This window comes from Chthonomonas calidirosea T49, assembly GCF_000427095.1.
Lineage (GTDB): Bacteria > Armatimonadota > Chthonomonadetes > Chthonomonadales > Chthonomonadaceae > Chthonomonas > Chthonomonas calidirosea.
The window spans coordinates 984,209-1,000,309 of record NC_021487.1; the positions used below are offsets into that span (position 1 = coordinate 984,209).

Sequence of the window (16,101 nt, forward strand, 5' to 3'; positions counted from 1 at the left end):
AAGATGATCGTTCAACAGCGGTTTGGAGGCTATTACATGGCATTTAACACCATTGAAGAGGCAATTGAAGACCTGAAGCAGGGTAAGGTGATCATCGTCGTGGACGATGAGGATAGGGAAAACGAAGGAGACTTCGTCGTCGCCGCAGAAAAGTGCACCCCAGAGGTGATGAACTTTCTTATCACCTATGGCAAAGGCATTCCTTGTGTGGCCACCACCCGAAAACGGCTTGAAGAGCTGCAGTTGCCCCCAATGGTGAGCGAAAACACCGCACGTCTCGGCACCGCCATGAGCGTTACCGTGGATGCACGCCACGGCACCACCACCGGCATCTCTGCCTACGATCGCGCCCGCACCGTGGCCGTTTTCACAGATCCTCACGCCAAACCCTCCGACCTCATGCGCCCAGGCCACATCATCCCCCTACAGGCCGTAGAGGGTGGAGTGCTGCGCCGCGCAGGGCATACCGAAGCGACCGTAGATCTCTGCCGGTTGGCTGGGTTTCAACCGGTTGGCGTGCTGTGTGAGATCGTCGGCGAGGACGGCAGCATGGCGCGACTGCCGGAACTGCAAAGGCTCGCCCAGCGCTTCGATCTCAAGATCATCACCGTAGCCGATCTCATTGCCTTCCGCCGTCGTACCGAACGCCTTGTCCGTCGCGTGGCCACAACACGACTTCCTACGCAACGCTATGGCGAACTTATTGTTCATGCCTATGAAACCGACTTAGAGCCTACCGCTGTCGTGGCCTTCGTAAAAGGCGATCTGCAAAGCGTGGAAGCTCCTCTTGTGCGCGTACACTCCTCTTGTGTGACCGGAGACCTTCTCGACTCGCTCCGTTGCGACTGCGGTAGTCAGCTTCAGCTCGCGCTACAAAAGATCACCGAAGAGGGCTGTGGGGCGCTGATCTACCTCGAACAGGAGGGACGTGGTATTGGGCTGATTAACAAGCTGCGTGCCTACGAACTGCAGGAAAAAGGGGCTGACACGGTAGAAGCCAACGAGATGCTCGGCTTTAAACCCGACCTGCGCGACTATGGCATCGGTGCACAGGTCATGGTAGACCTAGGGCTGAAGAAGATTCGTTTCATGACCAACAACCCGAGAAAAGTGGCTGGGCTAGAAGGGTATGGCCTTTCTATTGTGGAGCACGTCCCGCTGCGCGTTCCTCCCAACCCACATAACATCGCTTACCTGCGCACTAAGCGCGAGAAGCTCGGCCACATTTTCACCCCGGAAGACCTTGTTCTTCGTGACAATACCGCCGAGTCGCCCACGGTTGAGGCGGTTGCAACAAAGGAGGAGAAATAATGAGCTTGCCACCCACCTATCGCACCATCGAGGGGCACTTGTCCGCCCAAAACCTGCGAATCGGCATTGTGGTGAGCCGCTTTAATGAGTTTATCACCAAGCAACTTCTGGAGGGAGCGCTCGACACTTTAAAACGGCATGGCGCCCAAACCGATAAGATCGAGGTCGTGACCGTACCGGGGAGCTTTGAGATATCCTTGGCAGCCCATGCGATGGCACGTACTGGCCGTTTCGATGCCCTTATCGCCCTCGGATGCATCATACGGGGCGCCACCGATCACTACGAATATGTGGCCTCTTCCGTGGTGAACGGTCTCAATCGCGTGATAGAACGCACCGGCCTACCGATCGCCTTCGGAATCCTTACCGTGGAGAGTATCGAGCAGGCCATTGAAAGAGCAGGAACGAAAGCGGGTAACAAGGGGGCAGAAGCCGCCCTCGCCGCCATTGAAATGGCTAATCTCTTACGTACCATCCTTTCAGAAGGAAGTTCGGGTGAAAGAAAAACGGTATGAAAACAGCACGTTATCTCCCAACGCTCATCGGCTTTATCATCGGTACCCTCGTCGGCGCTCTTGTTCTCTATCTGGTTTCTCCACACCCCCTGGCTCTCGACCAGGCGCGTCGGCGCGCCATCGCCATCCTCTCGCAACCGCCGCGTGAGGTGCCTACCGAGGAATCGCCCATCGTCACCGCCGTACGGCGCATCGCCCCGGCTGTTGTTAGCCTCGACACCGTGGGCAAGGAATCGGCACGAGATGACCGTGGACAGCCTTTTTACATCGATCGGGAGGTGCGCAGCCGCGGGTCGGGGGTCGTTATCTCCCCCGATGGGTTCATCGTTACGAACGATCACGTTATTGATGGAGCGGAACGCATTCGTGTGGTCTTCCCCGACGGACGCGATTACTACGCACGCGTCATTGGCCGTGATCCCTCTAACGACCTCGCGGTGCTACGCGTGCCGGCTTCGCACCTTATTGCAGCCGAGTTTGGCGACTCCGATCGGCTCGAAGTGGGGCAAACCTGTGTCGCAGTTGGCAACCCACTTGGGCTAGGTTCCACCGTTACCGCCGGCGTGATCTCGGCGCTGCATCGGCAGCACCTTCAGCTTAGCGAAGGGCGCTATCTCGACGGTGCCATTCAAACCGACGCCCCCATCAATCGAGGGAATTCGGGAGGCGCTCTCGCCAACACAGCCGGCCAACTCATCGGCATCACCACCGCCATCCTTAGCTCGGACCCTAACGGTGGCAACATCGGTTTAGGCTTTGCCATCCCTTCAAACAAGGTGCGAAAAATCGCGCTACAACTTATTGAGCATGGGAAACCGTCGGAACCCCCCAGCAAACGCCCTTGGCTGGGTGTCGTGCTAGGCCCGGTGCCGGAAAACTTGGCCAGAGAGCTTGGGCTCGGCTCCGATCAGGGTGCCTTTATCGCCCGCGTTGCGCCGGAATCCCCGGCAGACACGGCCGGTTTAGAGGAAGGCGATGTGCTTTTGAAAATAGATGGTCACGCGGTGATGGGCGTAGAAGATGGTGTAGAGGTCATTCAGCAACACAAACCTGGCGATAGGGTGCAACTACTTATTCTGAAGCCCGATGCCCGCGGCGAACGGAAAGTTACCGTTACCCTCCAACCTTTCCCCCAAGGGGTCATCGCCGACCCTGACCTCGAAAACCCTTAGCACGTTCTAGAGAGCTCTTCCTAAATAACGCCCCGCAACACGCGCCTCCTCGAACCTCCTTAAGGTTCGTGTGGTACACTTTTATCGCATGAAATTCGTTATCGAACTGCTAAAATAAAGTTCCCTGCAATCTTGCAGGAGGGTTAGGGCGGATGACGCGAAAAAAGCAGACGGAATCCCATTGCGATTTTTGGTTCAGCCCTGCGCCCAGACTTTTCTGCCGATAGCGATATGGATGTGCTGGTGGAGTTTCATCCCGATCGAATCCCCACCCTTTCGGCATTGCAGGGATGGAACAGGAGTTATCGGACCTGTTTGGTGGGCGGAAAGTGGATTTGCGCACTCTAGGTGATCTAAGCCGCTATTTCCGCGAGAAGGTGTTGAAAGAGGCCGATGTTCAGTATGCGGAGGGTTGATCGCATAAGGCTACAACCATATGCTGGACACCGCGCAGCATGTGTAGGCATTTGCGCGAAATAAACGTAGAAACAAAAGCTCAAATTTCTGCGATCCCTTGGCGAAAGATCACGGACATGCGCCACCGGTTGGTCTGTACCTATTTTGACATTGATCTAACATTCACTGGAGAACTATGCAAGATGGTCTTCCGCCTTTAATCGCAATATAAGCCGTGTGCAAGGACTAAAAAATCCCACATCAACGTCTGTGTGTACGGCAACACCCTGGGAAGCGTCGGATGCCTTCGCGCTAGATAATAGCGACGCGGTGGCCACCGAGGCAAAGAACGATCACCTCGGTTTTGAGGTACTCTATGTCTATGGCGGTGTGGTGCACAAGTACCGCCCCGATTTCCTCGTGCGGCTTAAGAGCGGCAAAATGTTGATCTTGGAAACGAAAGGACAGAACACGGAACAGGATCGGGGGAAGCTTCAGTATCTCGGCGAATGGGTTCGGGCCATCAACGCACATGGCGGCTTCGGCTGCTGGCGTTATGACGTCGCGAAAAACCCAGGGGAGATTCGAGACATTCTTGAACAAACAATGCCATGAGGCCAAATAGCATCTAGAGCTCCTCAGCAAAGCGCCACCGCTAGACTGCCAACTTGCCATAAAATGAAAATCGCCTTTATTAGCTACGAGTATCCACCAGACACCGCAGATGGCGGCATCGCCACCTATGTGCAGCAAGCGGCCACGCTCCTAGCTCAACGTGGGCATCATGTAGAGGTGTTTGCCGCAAGTCGTCAACGCACTTGCTCCACGCAGGAACAGGATCTCTACGTTCATCGCTTGCTTACCCCTGACCGCGCCGAATTTCCCCGCCTCGTTGCGCCCGTCTTTCTGCAGCGACATCGTGAGGTGAACTTCGATGTGCTTGAAGGGCCCGACTATCAGGCGGAAGCCTACGAGGCCGTCCGCGCGGCCCCTAATATTCCGTTTGTGGTGCGACTGCATACCCCCAACTTTCTCGCACGCCGCGTAAGGGATGCGCAGCTGCCCTTGTGGCGGCGAGCGCGTCTTCGCCACCGCGCTGTGCGTCATGGACAGAAGCCAACGTGGAACCCCTATAGCGAACTCCATCGCATTGAGCGCATCTATCTCCATCAAGCCGACGAGATCGTGGGCATCTCAGAGGCCATAACCAACCTCGTCACTAAAATGGCTCACCTCGATCAAAGCCGCATCCATCGCATTCCTAACCCCTATGTACCAAGCCAGGAGCTTCTTCATATCCCTCTAGACACCTGCACACATACCATCACCTTCCATGGACGCCTGCAACTTCGTAAAGGGGTGCTCGATCTGGCGAAAGCCATCCCTAAAGTGCTGCACCGCTTTCCACAGGCGCGCTTTCGTTTTGTGGGGAGGCCGCTCGAATCGCCTTGTCCCACACTAGATATGCGCGCCTACCTTATGCGACAACTCTGGGCATGGCGCGATCGTGTGGAGTTTCACGACCCAGTTCCTCTCCAGCAAATCCCCGCTCTGCTCGCAACAACCGACCTCTGTGTGTTTCCAAGCCTGTGGGAAAACTTCCCTTATGTCTGCCTAGAGGCGATGGCGGCCGGTAGAGGCGTTATAGGCAGCTATGCCGGAGGAATGAAAGAGATTTTAGCCAATGGAGAGGTTGGCCTGCTCGTGCCTCCGAATCGCCCGGATAGGCTGGCACAAGCGATCCTGAAACTTCTCCAAAACCCCTCTTTGCGCAGCGAGCTAGGCGCAAAAGCAAGAATGAGGGTGCTCCAAGAATATAGTGCCGAGCGCATTGGCCCTCAGCTCGAAGCGAGTTACCTACGCGCCATTGCAAGACGACGGCAACTGGGCCCGCGTCTAGACCTCCTTGTTGATTAGGCCATAAGGGTCTACACGGCTTTTGGCAGGCTAAGCCCCAATAGGTGAGGCTCAAAGTTTGGAAACACGCTGCCTATCTGTGCATTTCGTAAACGGTGAAGCAGAATGTCGGCCAGGACATCCCGGTAATCCGTGGTAACCTTTAGGTCTCCAGGCCCTTCTAACTGTTCCGTTTGAAGCCCAGGCCACTTCGCAAAAACTTTTCCGCCACGTATCCCTCCACCCATCACCATCATCACCCCAGCTCGGCCATGATCGGTGCCGCCCGCAGCGTTTTCATAGGCCCGACGACCAAACTCGGTCATAACAACCACGGTTACCTCGGCCATCAGCGCCCCCAAATCACGCCAGAATGCGGCCAAAGCCTTCGCCAAAGCGCTCAGACGCGATGCCTGCCAGCCTACAGCCCCTCCCTGTTCTACATGAGTATCCCACCCGGTCGTATCTAGACAGGCGACCTCCAAGCCGATACGCCCCTTAATTAAGCAGGCCACTTGCTGTAACCCGTGCCCTATATCGTCTTTGGGATAGACCGCCCCATGATCGGGCCGATAGTGTTCAGGATCAAGCTTCTGAATGGCCTCCATGGCCTTCAGCGAGGCCGTTCCCGCTTGCATGAGAACTCGTTCCTCCGATGACTGAGCACCTGTGATGTCGTACATCTGATGCAATGTCTGCTGTAGGGCAGCTAACCGCTCGGCTTGTAACTCTTTATGAAAAACTCTGTTATGACTGCCTGTAGGCAGAGAATAGGCATTAGATAACGAGAAATCGGCTAGGGATTGGAGCACGGTAGCCCCCGGCGCCCCTCGTAACGATTCAGGAAGGGTGTCGGAAACGGCTACAGCGCGTAACGGAGCCGCCTCTTTTCCTTCCGTCGTCAGCAGATGCCGCGCCAACCATCCGCTTGCCGCTCCACCTCCATCCTCGGCAAGCCCCCTTTCCATGGCAGCCATCGCTTGGAAATGAGAGCGCGTATGGTCCCCAGAGCCTACCGCATGAACCAGGGCAAGCTGCCCCTCCCGCCAGGCCGGCAACAGCGGTGCAAGCGCGGGATGGAGACCAAAGAAATCGTCGAGCGGTAGGGCACACCCATTGAGGCTGCCCTGAGAACCTCTCGCTTTCGGAATGGCAAGGGTAGGACGTAGCCGATAGTAGTCCTCGTCACCATAAGGCACAACGATGTTGAGGCCATCGGCACCGCCACGCAAAAAGATCACCACGAACGTATCGGGGTTTACCAAATGCGCACGCGGCCCAAGGGTTACGCTCGTCAAAGCGGAGCTGTCAGCTCTCGCCCCCTCCTCTGTGGCCGAGCGAAGGGCTGAGCCACTTAGCGTCTCTCGATAAGAAAGCGACTTCGGCATCGTTCTTCTATCCTTTCCACTGAAACTCCGGTGCGGCGAGCATCAACGCCACAAGCTCCGCCTTACATACCTCGTCTGGGACACCAGCTGATCGGGCGCGCCGGAAATGACCATGCAGTAGTCCGCGTACCCTGGCAAGCTCTTGAGCCTCTGCCGGACGCCCAAAAACGGCCTCCACATAGACATCCACCATCTGCGCCTCTCCACCCTTTCGCGCTTTCAATGGCGCCTCTAGATCGATTCGAGTGCGCGGGATACCCTGTGTGGCCAGGGCAAAAGCGAACTGCCACCTCGGCAACAAGGCACTCGCCCAAGCCGATGTCTTCTCTGGGAAACCGTCGGGCATTGGCCATTGGTAAAGAGGTTGTCCCATATTCGCTAGATGGGTTTGTAAACCGTCTCCTGCATCGGTCTCCGCAGCGAAACATCGCAGAGCCGAGACCACCAGATCGAGAGGACGCTTCAAAACCGGCTGACACAGATCGGCATTTGTCAGCCCATCTAGCAAAATGGGACGCAACAAAGCGCGGATGGAGGTATCGCTTTTTAGATAGGCCCTGGCTGCTCGTTCTACCAGAGCTGGGGGCTCACTGCCGAGAAAATGCCGGCACAGTTTGGCGGCAAGGAAGTGTGCGGTGGCAGGATGGTGCGCAAGCGCGCTGAGCACCTTCTCACCATCGCGTTGTCCGCCATTAGGGGGGAGCGAGAGATGTAGAAAAGGTACCTGCTTGGCGCCCTCATCGTGCCACTGGGGTCTAAAAACGAACTGCGCCTCTCGAAACCCACTGCCAACGCTCCACCCTGTAAAACAGCGCGCAACCTGCATGATGTCGTATTGGGTATAGCCACTGTGCACCCCCACCGTATGAAGCTCCATCAGCTCTCTTGCATAGTTCTCATTGGGGATGCCCTTTTTATTGTCCCGGTTATCCAAGTAGGTCAGCATGGCGGGGCTACGCGCAGAGGCTTGCAACATCTCCTCAAAACGACCAAAGACATGCCGTCGAATCACGCGCTCGGTGTCGGTAGGAATAAGGGCCCTCCCGTCGAGTTTCAATGCGTAGATATTGAAATGGTTCGCCCAAAAATCGGCCATTACCTCTCTCAACTGATGACGGCTGTAGATGGCTCGCAACAGAGCGGCCTTTCCCGTCTCGATCACCAGTTGCTCGTTTGGCTCTGCGAACAGCTCATTGGGATCATCCTGCTCGGTTTGAAGGGTATCTAAGCCGCTTACATGCCAGGTGAGATAGGGGTCTTCGGGCATCGCATCGGCCAACTGATCCTCGAGCCAATGGGCGATGCCGATGTCGGCGACGGCAGCAACCAGCCCTGGTGTGGGGCCGAAGGCAGCGCGATTCAGCACCCGCCAAACGTCGGTGGAAAGCCGGGCGGCGCGGGGAGGCGGCAACCATTGGGGTGAAGGTGCAACGATGCCAAGCGATGTAGGCGTTGGAAAGTGGCAGCCGGCTCCCAACAGCAACGCCCCAGACGCAGCCCCTCCTGCTTGCAAACAGCGCGTAAACCACTCTCGCCGCGAAAGCTTCAAAGCGCGGTGATCCCTCTGTACATCCGTTCCCATGGCGCCTCTCCCTTAAGACAACCTTAGTGGTTTAACCCCTCTTGCGTCGGCCCACCCCCTGAAATAACGGGCGGCAGCGTTTTAGGCGCTAGCCGACGCTCCGGCCATACCGCTAAAAGACCGGCCCCTAATGCAAAAACAACGGCCAATGGAGCAAACAAAAACCATCCAATAAAGGGAAACCCCATAGCTAAGCTTAACGTGAGGCTGCCACGAAGCAGGTTACGAAAGTTTGGCTGTCCGACTTCCGGTTCCCCCCGTCGCCCAATAAGCTGCGCAATGCCTGCCGCCCCCAACACCAACAAGGCGCCGAAAAGCTCAAGACTGGCAAAACCTAACAGCTTAGCAACAGGGCTTCCGGCCCGAAAAAGGCTAAAACCGATCGCAATGCTGATGAGAAGCCCCAAGCCCAGAAGAAACGACCGAACTTTCGAGGTCTGTAAATGGTGTTCTGCAACCTGTGTGGCAGCTGGCAGCAGAAGCGCCACCGCCATGAGCAGGCCGGTCCATGTAGCCATTAAGGTCAATAACGTTACCACCGTTGCTTGCACCGCCGCAGTTGTCATCTGTTTCTCCTCCCTTATTCCCAACCGAGTCAGGTTATAGAGACTACCTAACTGCCTCGCCTTCGGTTTCGTGAATATTTGGCAGGCCGTCAAAATTCAGCAAAACTTTCAGGCGACTTCTTAGTCTATATTTGGCGAAAGGGTTAGCAGCTCCTTTCAGCTACACACCATGGAACCAACTCTATTTTCTCAATGGAACCAACTCTATTTTCTCAAAGGAGGGAAAATCTATGAACCGTAGATCGTTTCGCAATGGGCTAGCGGTCCTTGCCTTTACCTCACTGGCGCTGTTGGGCTTTGCCGCACCGAATGCGCGTGCGCTTCAAGGTCAGCCGCCCGCTGCACCCACTGGTCAACAACAGCGCCCAAATCGCCGTCAGAACGGGTTTCTGCAGTTCCTCAACAGCCTCAATCTCACCGCCAGCCAGAAACAGCAGATCCAGGATATCATGAAAAAGCAGCGCGAACAGATGCGCCAGCTTCGCCAAGACACCTCTTTAACTCCCCAACAGCGTCGCCAAAAGTTTATGCAGATTCGTAAGAACACCGACGCGGCTATTCGTAAAGTGCTGAACGCCGACCAACAGAAAAAGTTCGACGAATGGCTCAAGCAACAGGAGCAGAATTGGCGTAACCGTCAGCGTAATCGGAACAGGGGACAGCAGAACCCAAATCCCAGCGGCGGCAATAACAACAACTAAGCTTCCCTTTCCTTCTTCAGTCCTCAAGAGCAGGTTGTTTTTGCAGCCTGCTCTTGTTGTCTTCCAATCTTCTCTTCCTTACCCAGAAAACAACCGTCTTGCGAGCTTGAAGTCCGCTCCGAAATCATTTGACCCCTAAGCCGCTCATAAGCTATACTTAAAGGGATGTTAGTTACGGATCGTTAGGGCACAGGGAGGCGTAACGACGAGAGAGGAGGAGAGTATTCGCGTGATAGAGCCGCAAGTTGTGCGGGAGATGGGCCTAAACGACGCCGAATATGCCCGCATTTGCCAACTGTTAGGCAGAACCCCAACCCTTACGGAATTGGGTATGTTTTCCGTGATGTGGTCGGAACATTGCGGTTACAAATACTCCCGCCCAATTTTAACCCTCTTTAAGAACTACCGTGAGGCACAAGAGCGCGGCGCTTTGGAAAACGCTGGTGTGGTGCCCTTAGATGAACAGCTCGGCATTGTGTTTAAAGTTGAATCGCACAACCATCCCTCGGCAGTGGAACCCTTTCAAGGCGCGGCGACCGGAGTAGGCGGCATTCTGCGCGACATCTTTACGATGGGTGCTCGCCCTGTTGCTATTCTCAATTCGCTGCGATTCGGCCCGCTCGACGAGCCGCGTAACCGCTATCTTTTTGAGCACGTGGTGGCGGGGATCAGCCACTACGGTAACTGCGTTGGCGTTCCCACGGTAGCCGGTGAGGTCTACTTCCATCCCTGCTACAGCGGTAATCCGCTCGTTAACGCCATGGCTGTGGGCGTGGTGGAGCGCAGAAAGATCGCCCGGGCTGTCGCTGAAGGCGTGGGTAATCCCGTGATCTATGTTGGTAGCAGTACAGGGAAGGACGGTATTCATGGTGCCACCTTCGCAAGCGTGGAGCTGGGGCCGGATAGCGAAAGCAAACGCCCTAATGTGCAAATGGGCGACCCCTTTATGGAAAAACTGCTGATAGAGGCCACGCTTGAAGCGCTTGCCTCTGGTTGCATTGTGGGAATTCAGGATATGGGGGCGGCAGGCCTCACCTGCTCCACATGCGAAACGGCTTCGAAAGCAGGCACAGGGATAGAGATTGATGTTCGGAAAGTGCCCCTTCGCGAACCCAACATGACCCCTTATGAGATTATGCTCTCCGAATCGCAGGAACGGATGCTCTGCATAGCTCGTAAAGGAACGGAGGAGAACGTCCTTGCTATTTTTCGAAAATGGGGGCTTCACGCTGTTGTTATTGGCCACGTTACAAACGATGGCCTGGTACGGGTGCGCGATGGGGAGACCGTAGTGGCTGAAGTGCCCGCTAAAGCGCTTACCGATGCTTGTCCTACTTACTACTTGGAGACCGAAGAGCCTGATATGGTGCGCGCTCTCCAGCAGTTTGACCCCCTCTCCTTGCCAGACCTGCGTGCTGAAGAGGAGGGAGGTGATGGCCCTTCCTGCTCGGAGTGCCTGCTGCGCCTCTTGGATAGCCCCTCCCTTGCCAACAAAGAGTGGGTTACCCAGCAGTATGATAGCATGGTTCAAACCCAAACGGTCTATGCTCCTGGGGCCGATGCGGCCGTGTTGCGTATTCGTGGGAGCAAAAAGGGAATCGCGCTCACAATAGATGGCAACGGCCGCTACTGTTATCTTGATCCCTTTATCGGGGCGCAAATCGCCGTGGCGGAGGCGGCAAGAAATGTCGTTTGTGTCGGTGCGCGCCCCGCTGGCATTACCGATAACCTGAACTTCGCCAATCCGGAAAAGCCAGACCGGTTCTGGCAATTTCGACGCGCGGTGGAGGGCATTGCTGCGGCCGCCGAGGCCTTCCAAATACCCGTGGTCTCCGGAAATGTCTCTTTCTATAACGAAACACCCGACGGCCCCATCTATCCCACACCGACCATTGGGATGCTGGGCATCCTCGACGATCTCAGTCGTCGTTGCCAGCCCGCGTTTCGACGCGAAGGGGATATCCTCCTGCTTCTAGAGGCCTACCAAGACCCCTCCGGCGGTCTCGGAGGCAGCGAATACCTAAGCCTGATTCATGGAAAAGAGGCAGGCCGCCCACCGCACATAGATCTGTCGGGCGAAGAGCGGTTGCATGCCCTTCTGCTTCACCTCATCGGCGAGCGCCTGATCGCCTCTTGCCACGACATTTCCGAAGGAGGACTGGCCGTCTGCCTGGCCGAGTGTGCCATTTTAGGAAACTTGGGCGCCCGTGTGCTGCTTGCACCCGCTGAATTTACCCTGCCACGCGCTGCCGTTCTTTTTGGGGAGGCCCAAGGACGCGTGGTGATCTCGGTAAAGGACGATAAAGCGCTTAAACGGGTTGAGCATCTCGCCGTTGAGTTCGACGTACGTCCCCGCTGGATTGGAACGGTCGGCGGCGATCGTCTTTACATCGCGCATGGAACCACCGATCTGATTGACCTGCCTATCGCGCAGTTAGCGCAAGCATGGCATCAAGCCATTCCCCGACGAATGCAAAGCGCCCATTCTGTGGCTTGAGAAACGCTAAGGAAACAGAGATGGATAACTTTTTGAAAAATGAAAGGTGCCCCGACTCCGATAGCCCTAAAGAGGAGTGCGGGATCTTTGGCATCTATGCCCCCGGTGAAGAGGTTTCCCGCATCGCCTTTTTCGGCCTGTTTGCACTTCAACACCGAGGTCAAGAGAGCGCTGGCATCGCCGTCTCTGATGGCCACAGCATTCGCCTTCATAAAGAGATGGGGCTTGTGACGCAGGTCTTTAATGAAGAGAGCATCCGCGCTCTTAAAGGCATCAGCGCGATCGGCCATACACGCTACTCCACCACCGGGTCGAGCGTCCTGTGTAACGCTCAGCCGCTTGTTGGTTTCTCAAGCTGCGGCCCCATCGCCGTCGCCCATAATGGCAATCTCATTAACACCTCTGAACTTCGTAACGAACTCGAAGCACAGGGGTGCATCTTTGAGACCACAAATGATAGTGAAGTCATCGCACAGCTGCTTGCCCGGGCCTATCGTGGCAACATCGAGACCGCCATGCGCGACGTTATGGAGCGCATTAAAGGCGCCTACTCGCTCGTTGTGCTGACCCCAGATAAACTGCTTGGTGTGCGCGACCCTTGCGGCATCCGGCCTCTCTGCCTAGGCCGACTCGGCAATGGGCACTACGTCATCGCTTCAGAAAGCTGCGCCCTTACCACCGTAGGTGCCAACTATCTTCGCGAAGTGGAACCCGGCGAGATCATCTCTATCGGCAAAAATGGGCTGCAAGAGATTCAGGCCATTCCCATGCACCGACGTGCTACCTGTCTTCTCGAATTCATCTACTTCGCCCGGCCCGATAGCATGCTCTACAACCGAACCCTGCACACCGTGCGCAGAAGAATGGGGCAAGAGCTAGCTCGCGAACATCCCTGCCCCGGCGCCCATGTCGTGATCCCAATCCCTGATACCGGCACCCCGGCAGCGCTCGGCTACGCCGAGGTGTCGCGCATCCCCTACGGCGAAGGTGTTATTAAGAGCCGCTACATTCAGCGGACCTTTATTCAGCCAAGTCAGCGCATGCGGGATATGGGTGCTCGAATGAAATATACGCCTCTTAAGGAGACGTTGGCAGGCCGTAAGGTCGTTATGGTGGACGATACCATTGTGCGCGGTACCACCACCGATAAGCTCGTGCGAATGCTCTTCGAGGCCGGAGCCGCCGAGGTCCATGTTCGTATCACGGCCCCACCGGTAAAATATCCCTGCTTTTATGGCATTGATATGGCGGATCAAGACGAACTCGTGGCAGCCCGTCATTCCGTGGAAGAGATACGCCAGCTTATCGGAGCAACCTCTTTGGGCTACCTTTCTCTCCAAGGTGTTTTACGCGCCATTGATATGGGACGTGACAACTTCTGTCGTGCCTGCTTCGATGGCAAATACCCTGTGCCAATTCCACAACGGGTAAAGCTGACGAAGATGATGCTCGAAGAGCCTACCAAACGCCTCGCTCATGTGGGCACCGGCTCCGAAGAGAGCCTGTTAGCCCCAAGCGATAGCGAAGAGTAAGCTCTATGCCCTTGCCGCTGCACGGGTCATAAGGAGGACTTTCCTATGGAAATCAACAAACGTGTTTCGTTGCCTTTTGTTCTCGTTGCTACTGGAGCTACGGCTGCCGCTGTCGCGGCCCGCCTCTATACTGCGAGGAAATCTGGGCAAAATGGGGCAGAACTGCTTACCGAGGCACTTCTTGAAACCGAGGCACTTCGCGATGCGGCACGCAGTTTACCCGACTCCGCCACCGCGCTTGGGCACTGCGTGAACTACCTACTGCGATTTACGGCCGCATCCATCGAAGGCGTACCCCTTGGGCTCCATCTGTCTCACCCACAGCCTAGCGTTACAAAACATCATCCCAAAACGCAAGCCGTGGCCACGGTGGTCACAGCAGCGGACTCTCCCTCCCTCCGTTTCGACTATGCCGTGGCGCTTCCCGACGGGACGGAAGTCCGCGGCACACGCACCTTGGGAGCGCCCCATCTTTCGAGCCTTATGCCGGCTCGTTCCCTAACCGACACCCTTCAGGTCAATCTGACGGAAAACTATACCGTGCAAATGGAAACGGAAATAGATGTTTTTGAAAACCTGCTCGGCTGGCAGACTCGTTGCAAAGGCACTGTTGTGTTAAGAGATAATCTTGGTAACGTCGGACGTATTCAGGTTACCCCCGATGGCTCTCTCATAGGTACCATCACGCGTGGGGGACGGATCGTGGGACGAGTGGAGGGGAAAATGCCTGCCGACTTCCGCTTTCGTCCCTATGAACTCACTACAGATGAGGGATCGAACCGATGAGCGACCTGCGCCTCACCTACCGTGATGCGGGAGTGGATATAGATGCGGCCAATGAAGCCGTTCATCGAATGCGTGAACATGTGCGCAGCACCTTCACACCGCAGGTGTTAACCGACATTGGCAGCTTTGGCGGCATGTTCGCTCTAAACGGCCTTGATGGATATTCAGACCCCGTTCTGGTCTCCAGTATTGACGGAGTCGGCACAAAAGTGAAAATAGCCGCTCAGCTAGGCGCGCATAGCAGCATAGGTCAAGACCTTGTCAATCACTGCGTCAACGACATCTTAGTGCAAGGCGCGCGGGCCCTTTTCTTCCTTGACTACTTTGGAACAGGTCGCCTTGTTCCCAGCGTCGCAGAGGAGATCATTCGCGGGCTATCGGAGGCCTGCAAGAACGTGGGTTGCGCTTTGATCGGAGGAGAGACGGCAGAGATGCCAGGCCTCTATCCGGAAGGAGAGTACGACTTAGTGGGTTGCATCGTCGGCATTGTCGATCGGCATCGTATCATTGATGGCACAAAGGTAGCCCCCGGAGACACCGTGATTGGGCTGGCTTCTAATGGATTGCATACCAACGGCTTTTCTTTGGTACGCAAAGCCCTGCTAGAGGGGCCTGAGCCTTTCTCTCTCTACGAATATATTCCGTGCTTGGGACGCACGCTCGGTGAGGAGTTGCTAGCCGTCCATCGCTGCTACGCGCCCACTATTCTGCCTCTGCTCACCACCTTCGATATCCACGCTATGGCTCATATTACCGGCGGCGGTTTTTATGAAAACATCCCACGTGTCGTTCCACCTGACTGCTCCATCATCATTGATCGGCGTAGCTGGAAAGTGCCTCCCATTTTCACGCTTATCCAAGAAAAAGGAGGCGTTCCTGAACCCGAAATGTACCGTACGTTTAACATGGGTATCGGGATGGTGCTCATCGCACCCCCAGAGCAAGCTCCTCTTATCGTAAACCACCTTAATGAGGCTGGCGAAGTGGCCTCTATCATTGGCGATATCCGCCAAGGCGTTCATGAGGTCGTCATTATCTGATGCTGGAACCTAAACCTTCCTGTCTGCTATGGGACATTGACGGCACACTGATTGATACCACTAAACTGATCGCGGCCGCGCTCGATCATATCTACCGTCGTTTCTACCACCAAACCCTCTCAGAAAGCGAGCTTCGTGCCCTCATCGGCACACCACTGAAACACCAGATAAGAGTTTTCGGCGAGCCGGAAGCTTTTGGCACGGACGAGAACACCGTTATCCAGGCCTTCATTGAGTACTATGAGGCTCACCGTGATCAGGAGCGCATTCTATTGCCTGTGATCTCCGTCCTCAAAGAGGGCAAGCGCCGTGGTTTTCCCACGGGATTGGTAACCTCTAAAAATCGTGCTGAAATCGCCAACACCTTGCCTCGCCTTCATATTGCCGACGATGTGGACGTGGTCATCACCGCAGACGATACCCCCAACCCAAAGCCGGCCCCTGATGGTCTGCTTGCGGCTTTAGATTGTCTTCGCATTCCTCCGTCGCAACGCCCTCTTGCCGTCTATATCGGCGATACCGTGCACGATGTGCAGGCCGCCCGGGCCGCTGGGATTCGCTCCATTGCGGTTACTTGGGGAGCTGCTCCGCGCTCCCTGCTCGAAACCCAAAAGCCAACCGCTTTGTGCGATACGCCGGATGCGCTCGCACATCTGCTTTTTGGAACATCTTCGCCAAAAACCTAGGATCAACGATTTAGGAAAGGTACCACCCACTCG

Annotated in this window: 16 protein-coding genes and 1 pseudogene; 14 read left to right on the forward strand and 3 right to left on the reverse strand. The window is 55.9% G+C overall.

The window, feature by feature from the left end:
* Positions 1–36 precede the first annotated feature (36 nt).
* The 8 genes and pseudogenes from CCALI_RS04120 (at position 37) to CCALI_RS04145 (ending at position 5,311) form a co-directional block, all read left to right on the forward strand.
* A complete protein-coding gene (locus tag CCALI_RS04120; RefSeq protein WP_016482217.1) occupies positions 37–1,311 on the forward strand; it encodes a bifunctional 3,4-dihydroxy-2-butanone-4-phosphate synthase/GTP cyclohydrolase II in 1,275 nt (424 codons plus the stop codon).
* Positions 1,311–1,826: a 6,7-dimethyl-8-ribityllumazine synthase gene (ribH, locus tag CCALI_RS04125; RefSeq protein ID WP_016482218.1), complete on the forward strand. Its 516-nt coding sequence runs from the start codon at positions 1,311–1,313 to the stop codon at positions 1,824–1,826. The genes CCALI_RS04120 and ribH overlap by 1 nt, the downstream gene beginning before the upstream one ends.
* The gene (locus tag CCALI_RS04130) at positions 1,823–2,998 is read left to right on the forward strand and encodes a S1C family serine protease (protein WP_016482219.1); all 1,176 of its coding nucleotides are present in this window, start codon (positions 1,823–1,825) and stop codon (positions 2,996–2,998) included. The genes ribH and CCALI_RS04130 overlap by 4 nt, the downstream gene beginning before the upstream one ends.
* A 201-nt stretch (positions 2,999–3,199) precedes the next feature.
* Complete coding sequence (locus CCALI_RS16850) at positions 3,200–3,346, forward strand: hypothetical protein (protein WP_343123217.1); 147 nt, start codon at positions 3,200–3,202, stop codon at positions 3,344–3,346.
* Positions 3,289–3,414 carry a hypothetical protein gene (locus CCALI_RS16715; RefSeq protein WP_269431609.1) on the forward strand — a complete coding sequence of 42 codons (126 nt, stop codon included), beginning with the start codon at positions 3,289–3,291 and terminating at the stop codon, positions 3,412–3,414. Before CCALI_RS16850 ends, CCALI_RS16715 begins: the two co-directional genes overlap by 58 nt.
* 39 nt (positions 3,415–3,453) lie before the next feature.
* A complete protein-coding gene (locus CCALI_RS16895) occupies positions 3,454–3,615 on the forward strand; it encodes a HepT-like ribonuclease domain-containing protein (protein ID WP_155850474.1) in 162 nt (53 codons plus the stop codon).
* A gap of 9 nt (positions 3,616–3,624) precedes the next feature.
* Positions 3,625–4,009, forward strand: a pseudogene (locus tag CCALI_RS04140) (BPTD_3080 family restriction endonuclease); the annotation flags it as partial.
* Between the two features lie 63 nt (positions 4,010–4,072).
* Positions 4,073–5,311 carry a glycosyltransferase family 4 protein gene (locus CCALI_RS04145; RefSeq protein ID WP_016482220.1) on the forward strand — a complete coding sequence of 413 codons (1,239 nt, stop codon included), beginning with the start codon at positions 4,073–4,075 and terminating at the stop codon, positions 5,309–5,311.
* Between the two features lie 11 nt (positions 5,312–5,322).
* Here the strand turns inward: CCALI_RS04145 and CCALI_RS04150 are convergent, their stop codons facing one another.
* From CCALI_RS04150 to CCALI_RS04160, 3 genes are read right to left on the reverse strand one after another with little or no spacing between them, the layout of a single operon-like run.
* Complete coding sequence (locus CCALI_RS04150; RefSeq protein ID WP_016482221.1) at positions 5,323–6,678, reverse strand: DUF1501 domain-containing protein; 1,356 nt, start codon at positions 6,676–6,678, stop codon at positions 5,323–5,325.
* 7 nt (positions 6,679–6,685) lie between these two features.
* Complete coding sequence (locus CCALI_RS04155) at positions 6,686–8,260, reverse strand: DUF1800 domain-containing protein (RefSeq protein WP_016482222.1); 1,575 nt, start codon at positions 8,258–8,260, stop codon at positions 6,686–6,688.
* A gap of 23 nt (positions 8,261–8,283) precedes the next feature.
* Positions 8,284–8,826: a hypothetical protein gene (locus tag CCALI_RS04160; RefSeq protein ID WP_016482223.1), complete on the reverse strand. Its 543-nt coding sequence runs from the start codon at positions 8,824–8,826 to the stop codon at positions 8,284–8,286.
* A 230-nt stretch (positions 8,827–9,056) separates the two neighbouring features.
* Between CCALI_RS04160 and CCALI_RS04165 the strand changes: the two genes are divergently transcribed.
* The 6 genes from CCALI_RS04165 to CCALI_RS04190 all read left to right on the forward strand — a co-directional run bounded on the left by CCALI_RS04165 (position 9,057) and on the right by CCALI_RS04190 (position 16,068).
* Positions 9,057–9,527, forward strand: coding sequence for a pilus assembly protein (locus CCALI_RS04165; protein ID WP_016482224.1), 471 nt, complete (start codon positions 9,057–9,059; stop codon positions 9,525–9,527).
* A gap of 229 nt (positions 9,528–9,756) precedes the next feature.
* A complete protein-coding gene (gene purL, locus CCALI_RS04170) occupies positions 9,757–12,024 on the forward strand; it encodes a phosphoribosylformylglycinamidine synthase subunit PurL (RefSeq protein WP_016482225.1) in 2,268 nt (755 codons plus the stop codon).
* Between the two features lie 20 nt (positions 12,025–12,044).
* Positions 12,045–13,556, forward strand: a complete 1,512-nt coding sequence (gene purF / locus CCALI_RS04175) for an amidophosphoribosyltransferase (protein WP_016482226.1) — start codon at positions 12,045–12,047, stop codon at positions 13,554–13,556.
* 45 nt (positions 13,557–13,601) lie between these two features.
* The gene (locus tag CCALI_RS04180) at positions 13,602–14,342 is read left to right on the forward strand and encodes a hypothetical protein (RefSeq protein ID WP_016482227.1); all 741 of its coding nucleotides are present in this window, start codon (positions 13,602–13,604) and stop codon (positions 14,340–14,342) included.
* On the forward strand, positions 14,339–15,382 hold the full coding sequence (gene purM / locus CCALI_RS04185; protein WP_016482228.1) for a phosphoribosylformylglycinamidine cyclo-ligase: 1,044 nt from the start codon (positions 14,339–14,341) through the stop codon (positions 15,380–15,382). The genes CCALI_RS04180 and purM overlap by 4 nt, the downstream gene beginning before the upstream one ends.
* Positions 15,382–16,068 carry an HAD family hydrolase gene (locus tag CCALI_RS04190; RefSeq protein WP_016482229.1) on the forward strand — a complete coding sequence of 229 codons (687 nt, stop codon included), beginning with the start codon at positions 15,382–15,384 and terminating at the stop codon, positions 16,066–16,068. Before purM ends, CCALI_RS04190 begins: the two co-directional genes overlap by 1 nt.
* Positions 16,069–16,101: the final 33 nt, after the last annotated feature.

What these genes read in the sequence shown, in the direction of transcription:
- CCALI_RS04120 (WP_016482217.1), top strand. Translation starts at nt 37, where the DNA reads ATGGCATTTAACACCATTGAAGAGGCAATTGAAGACCTGAAGCAGGGT.
- ribH (WP_016482218.1), top strand. Translation starts at nt 1,311, where the DNA reads ATGAGCTTGCCACCCACCTATCGCACCATCGAGGGGCACTTGTCCGCC.
- CCALI_RS04130 (WP_016482219.1), top strand. Translation starts at nt 1,823, where the DNA reads ATGAAAACAGCACGTTATCTCCCAACGCTCATCGGCTTTATCATCGGT.
- CCALI_RS16715 (WP_269431609.1), top strand. Translation starts at nt 3,289, where the DNA reads ATGGAACAGGAGTTATCGGACCTGTTTGGTGGGCGGAAAGTGGATTTG.
- CCALI_RS16895 (WP_155850474.1), top strand. Translation starts at nt 3,454, where the DNA reads ATGTGTAGGCATTTGCGCGAAATAAACGTAGAAACAAAAGCTCAAATT.
- CCALI_RS04145 (WP_016482220.1), top strand. Translation starts at nt 4,073, where the DNA reads ATGAAAATCGCCTTTATTAGCTACGAGTATCCACCAGACACCGCAGAT.
- CCALI_RS04150 (WP_016482221.1), bottom strand. Translation starts at nt 6,678, where the DNA reads ATGCCGAAGTCGCTTTCTTATCGAGAGACGCTAAGTGGCTCAGCCCTT.
- CCALI_RS04155 (WP_016482222.1), bottom strand. Translation starts at nt 8,260, where the DNA reads ATGGGAACGGATGTACAGAGGGATCACCGCGCTTTGAAGCTTTCGCGG.
- CCALI_RS04160 (WP_016482223.1), bottom strand. Translation starts at nt 8,826, where the DNA reads ATGACAACTGCGGCGGTGCAAGCAACGGTGGTAACGTTATTGACCTTA.
- CCALI_RS04165 (WP_016482224.1), top strand. Translation starts at nt 9,057, where the DNA reads ATGAACCGTAGATCGTTTCGCAATGGGCTAGCGGTCCTTGCCTTTACC.
- purF (WP_016482226.1), top strand. Translation starts at nt 12,045, where the DNA reads ATGGATAACTTTTTGAAAAATGAAAGGTGCCCCGACTCCGATAGCCCT.
- CCALI_RS04180 (WP_016482227.1), top strand. Translation starts at nt 13,602, where the DNA reads ATGGAAATCAACAAACGTGTTTCGTTGCCTTTTGTTCTCGTTGCTACT.
- purM (WP_016482228.1), top strand. Translation starts at nt 14,339, where the DNA reads ATGAGCGACCTGCGCCTCACCTACCGTGATGCGGGAGTGGATATAGAT.
- CCALI_RS04190 (WP_016482229.1), top strand. Translation starts at nt 15,382, where the DNA reads ATGCTGGAACCTAAACCTTCCTGTCTGCTATGGGACATTGACGGCACA.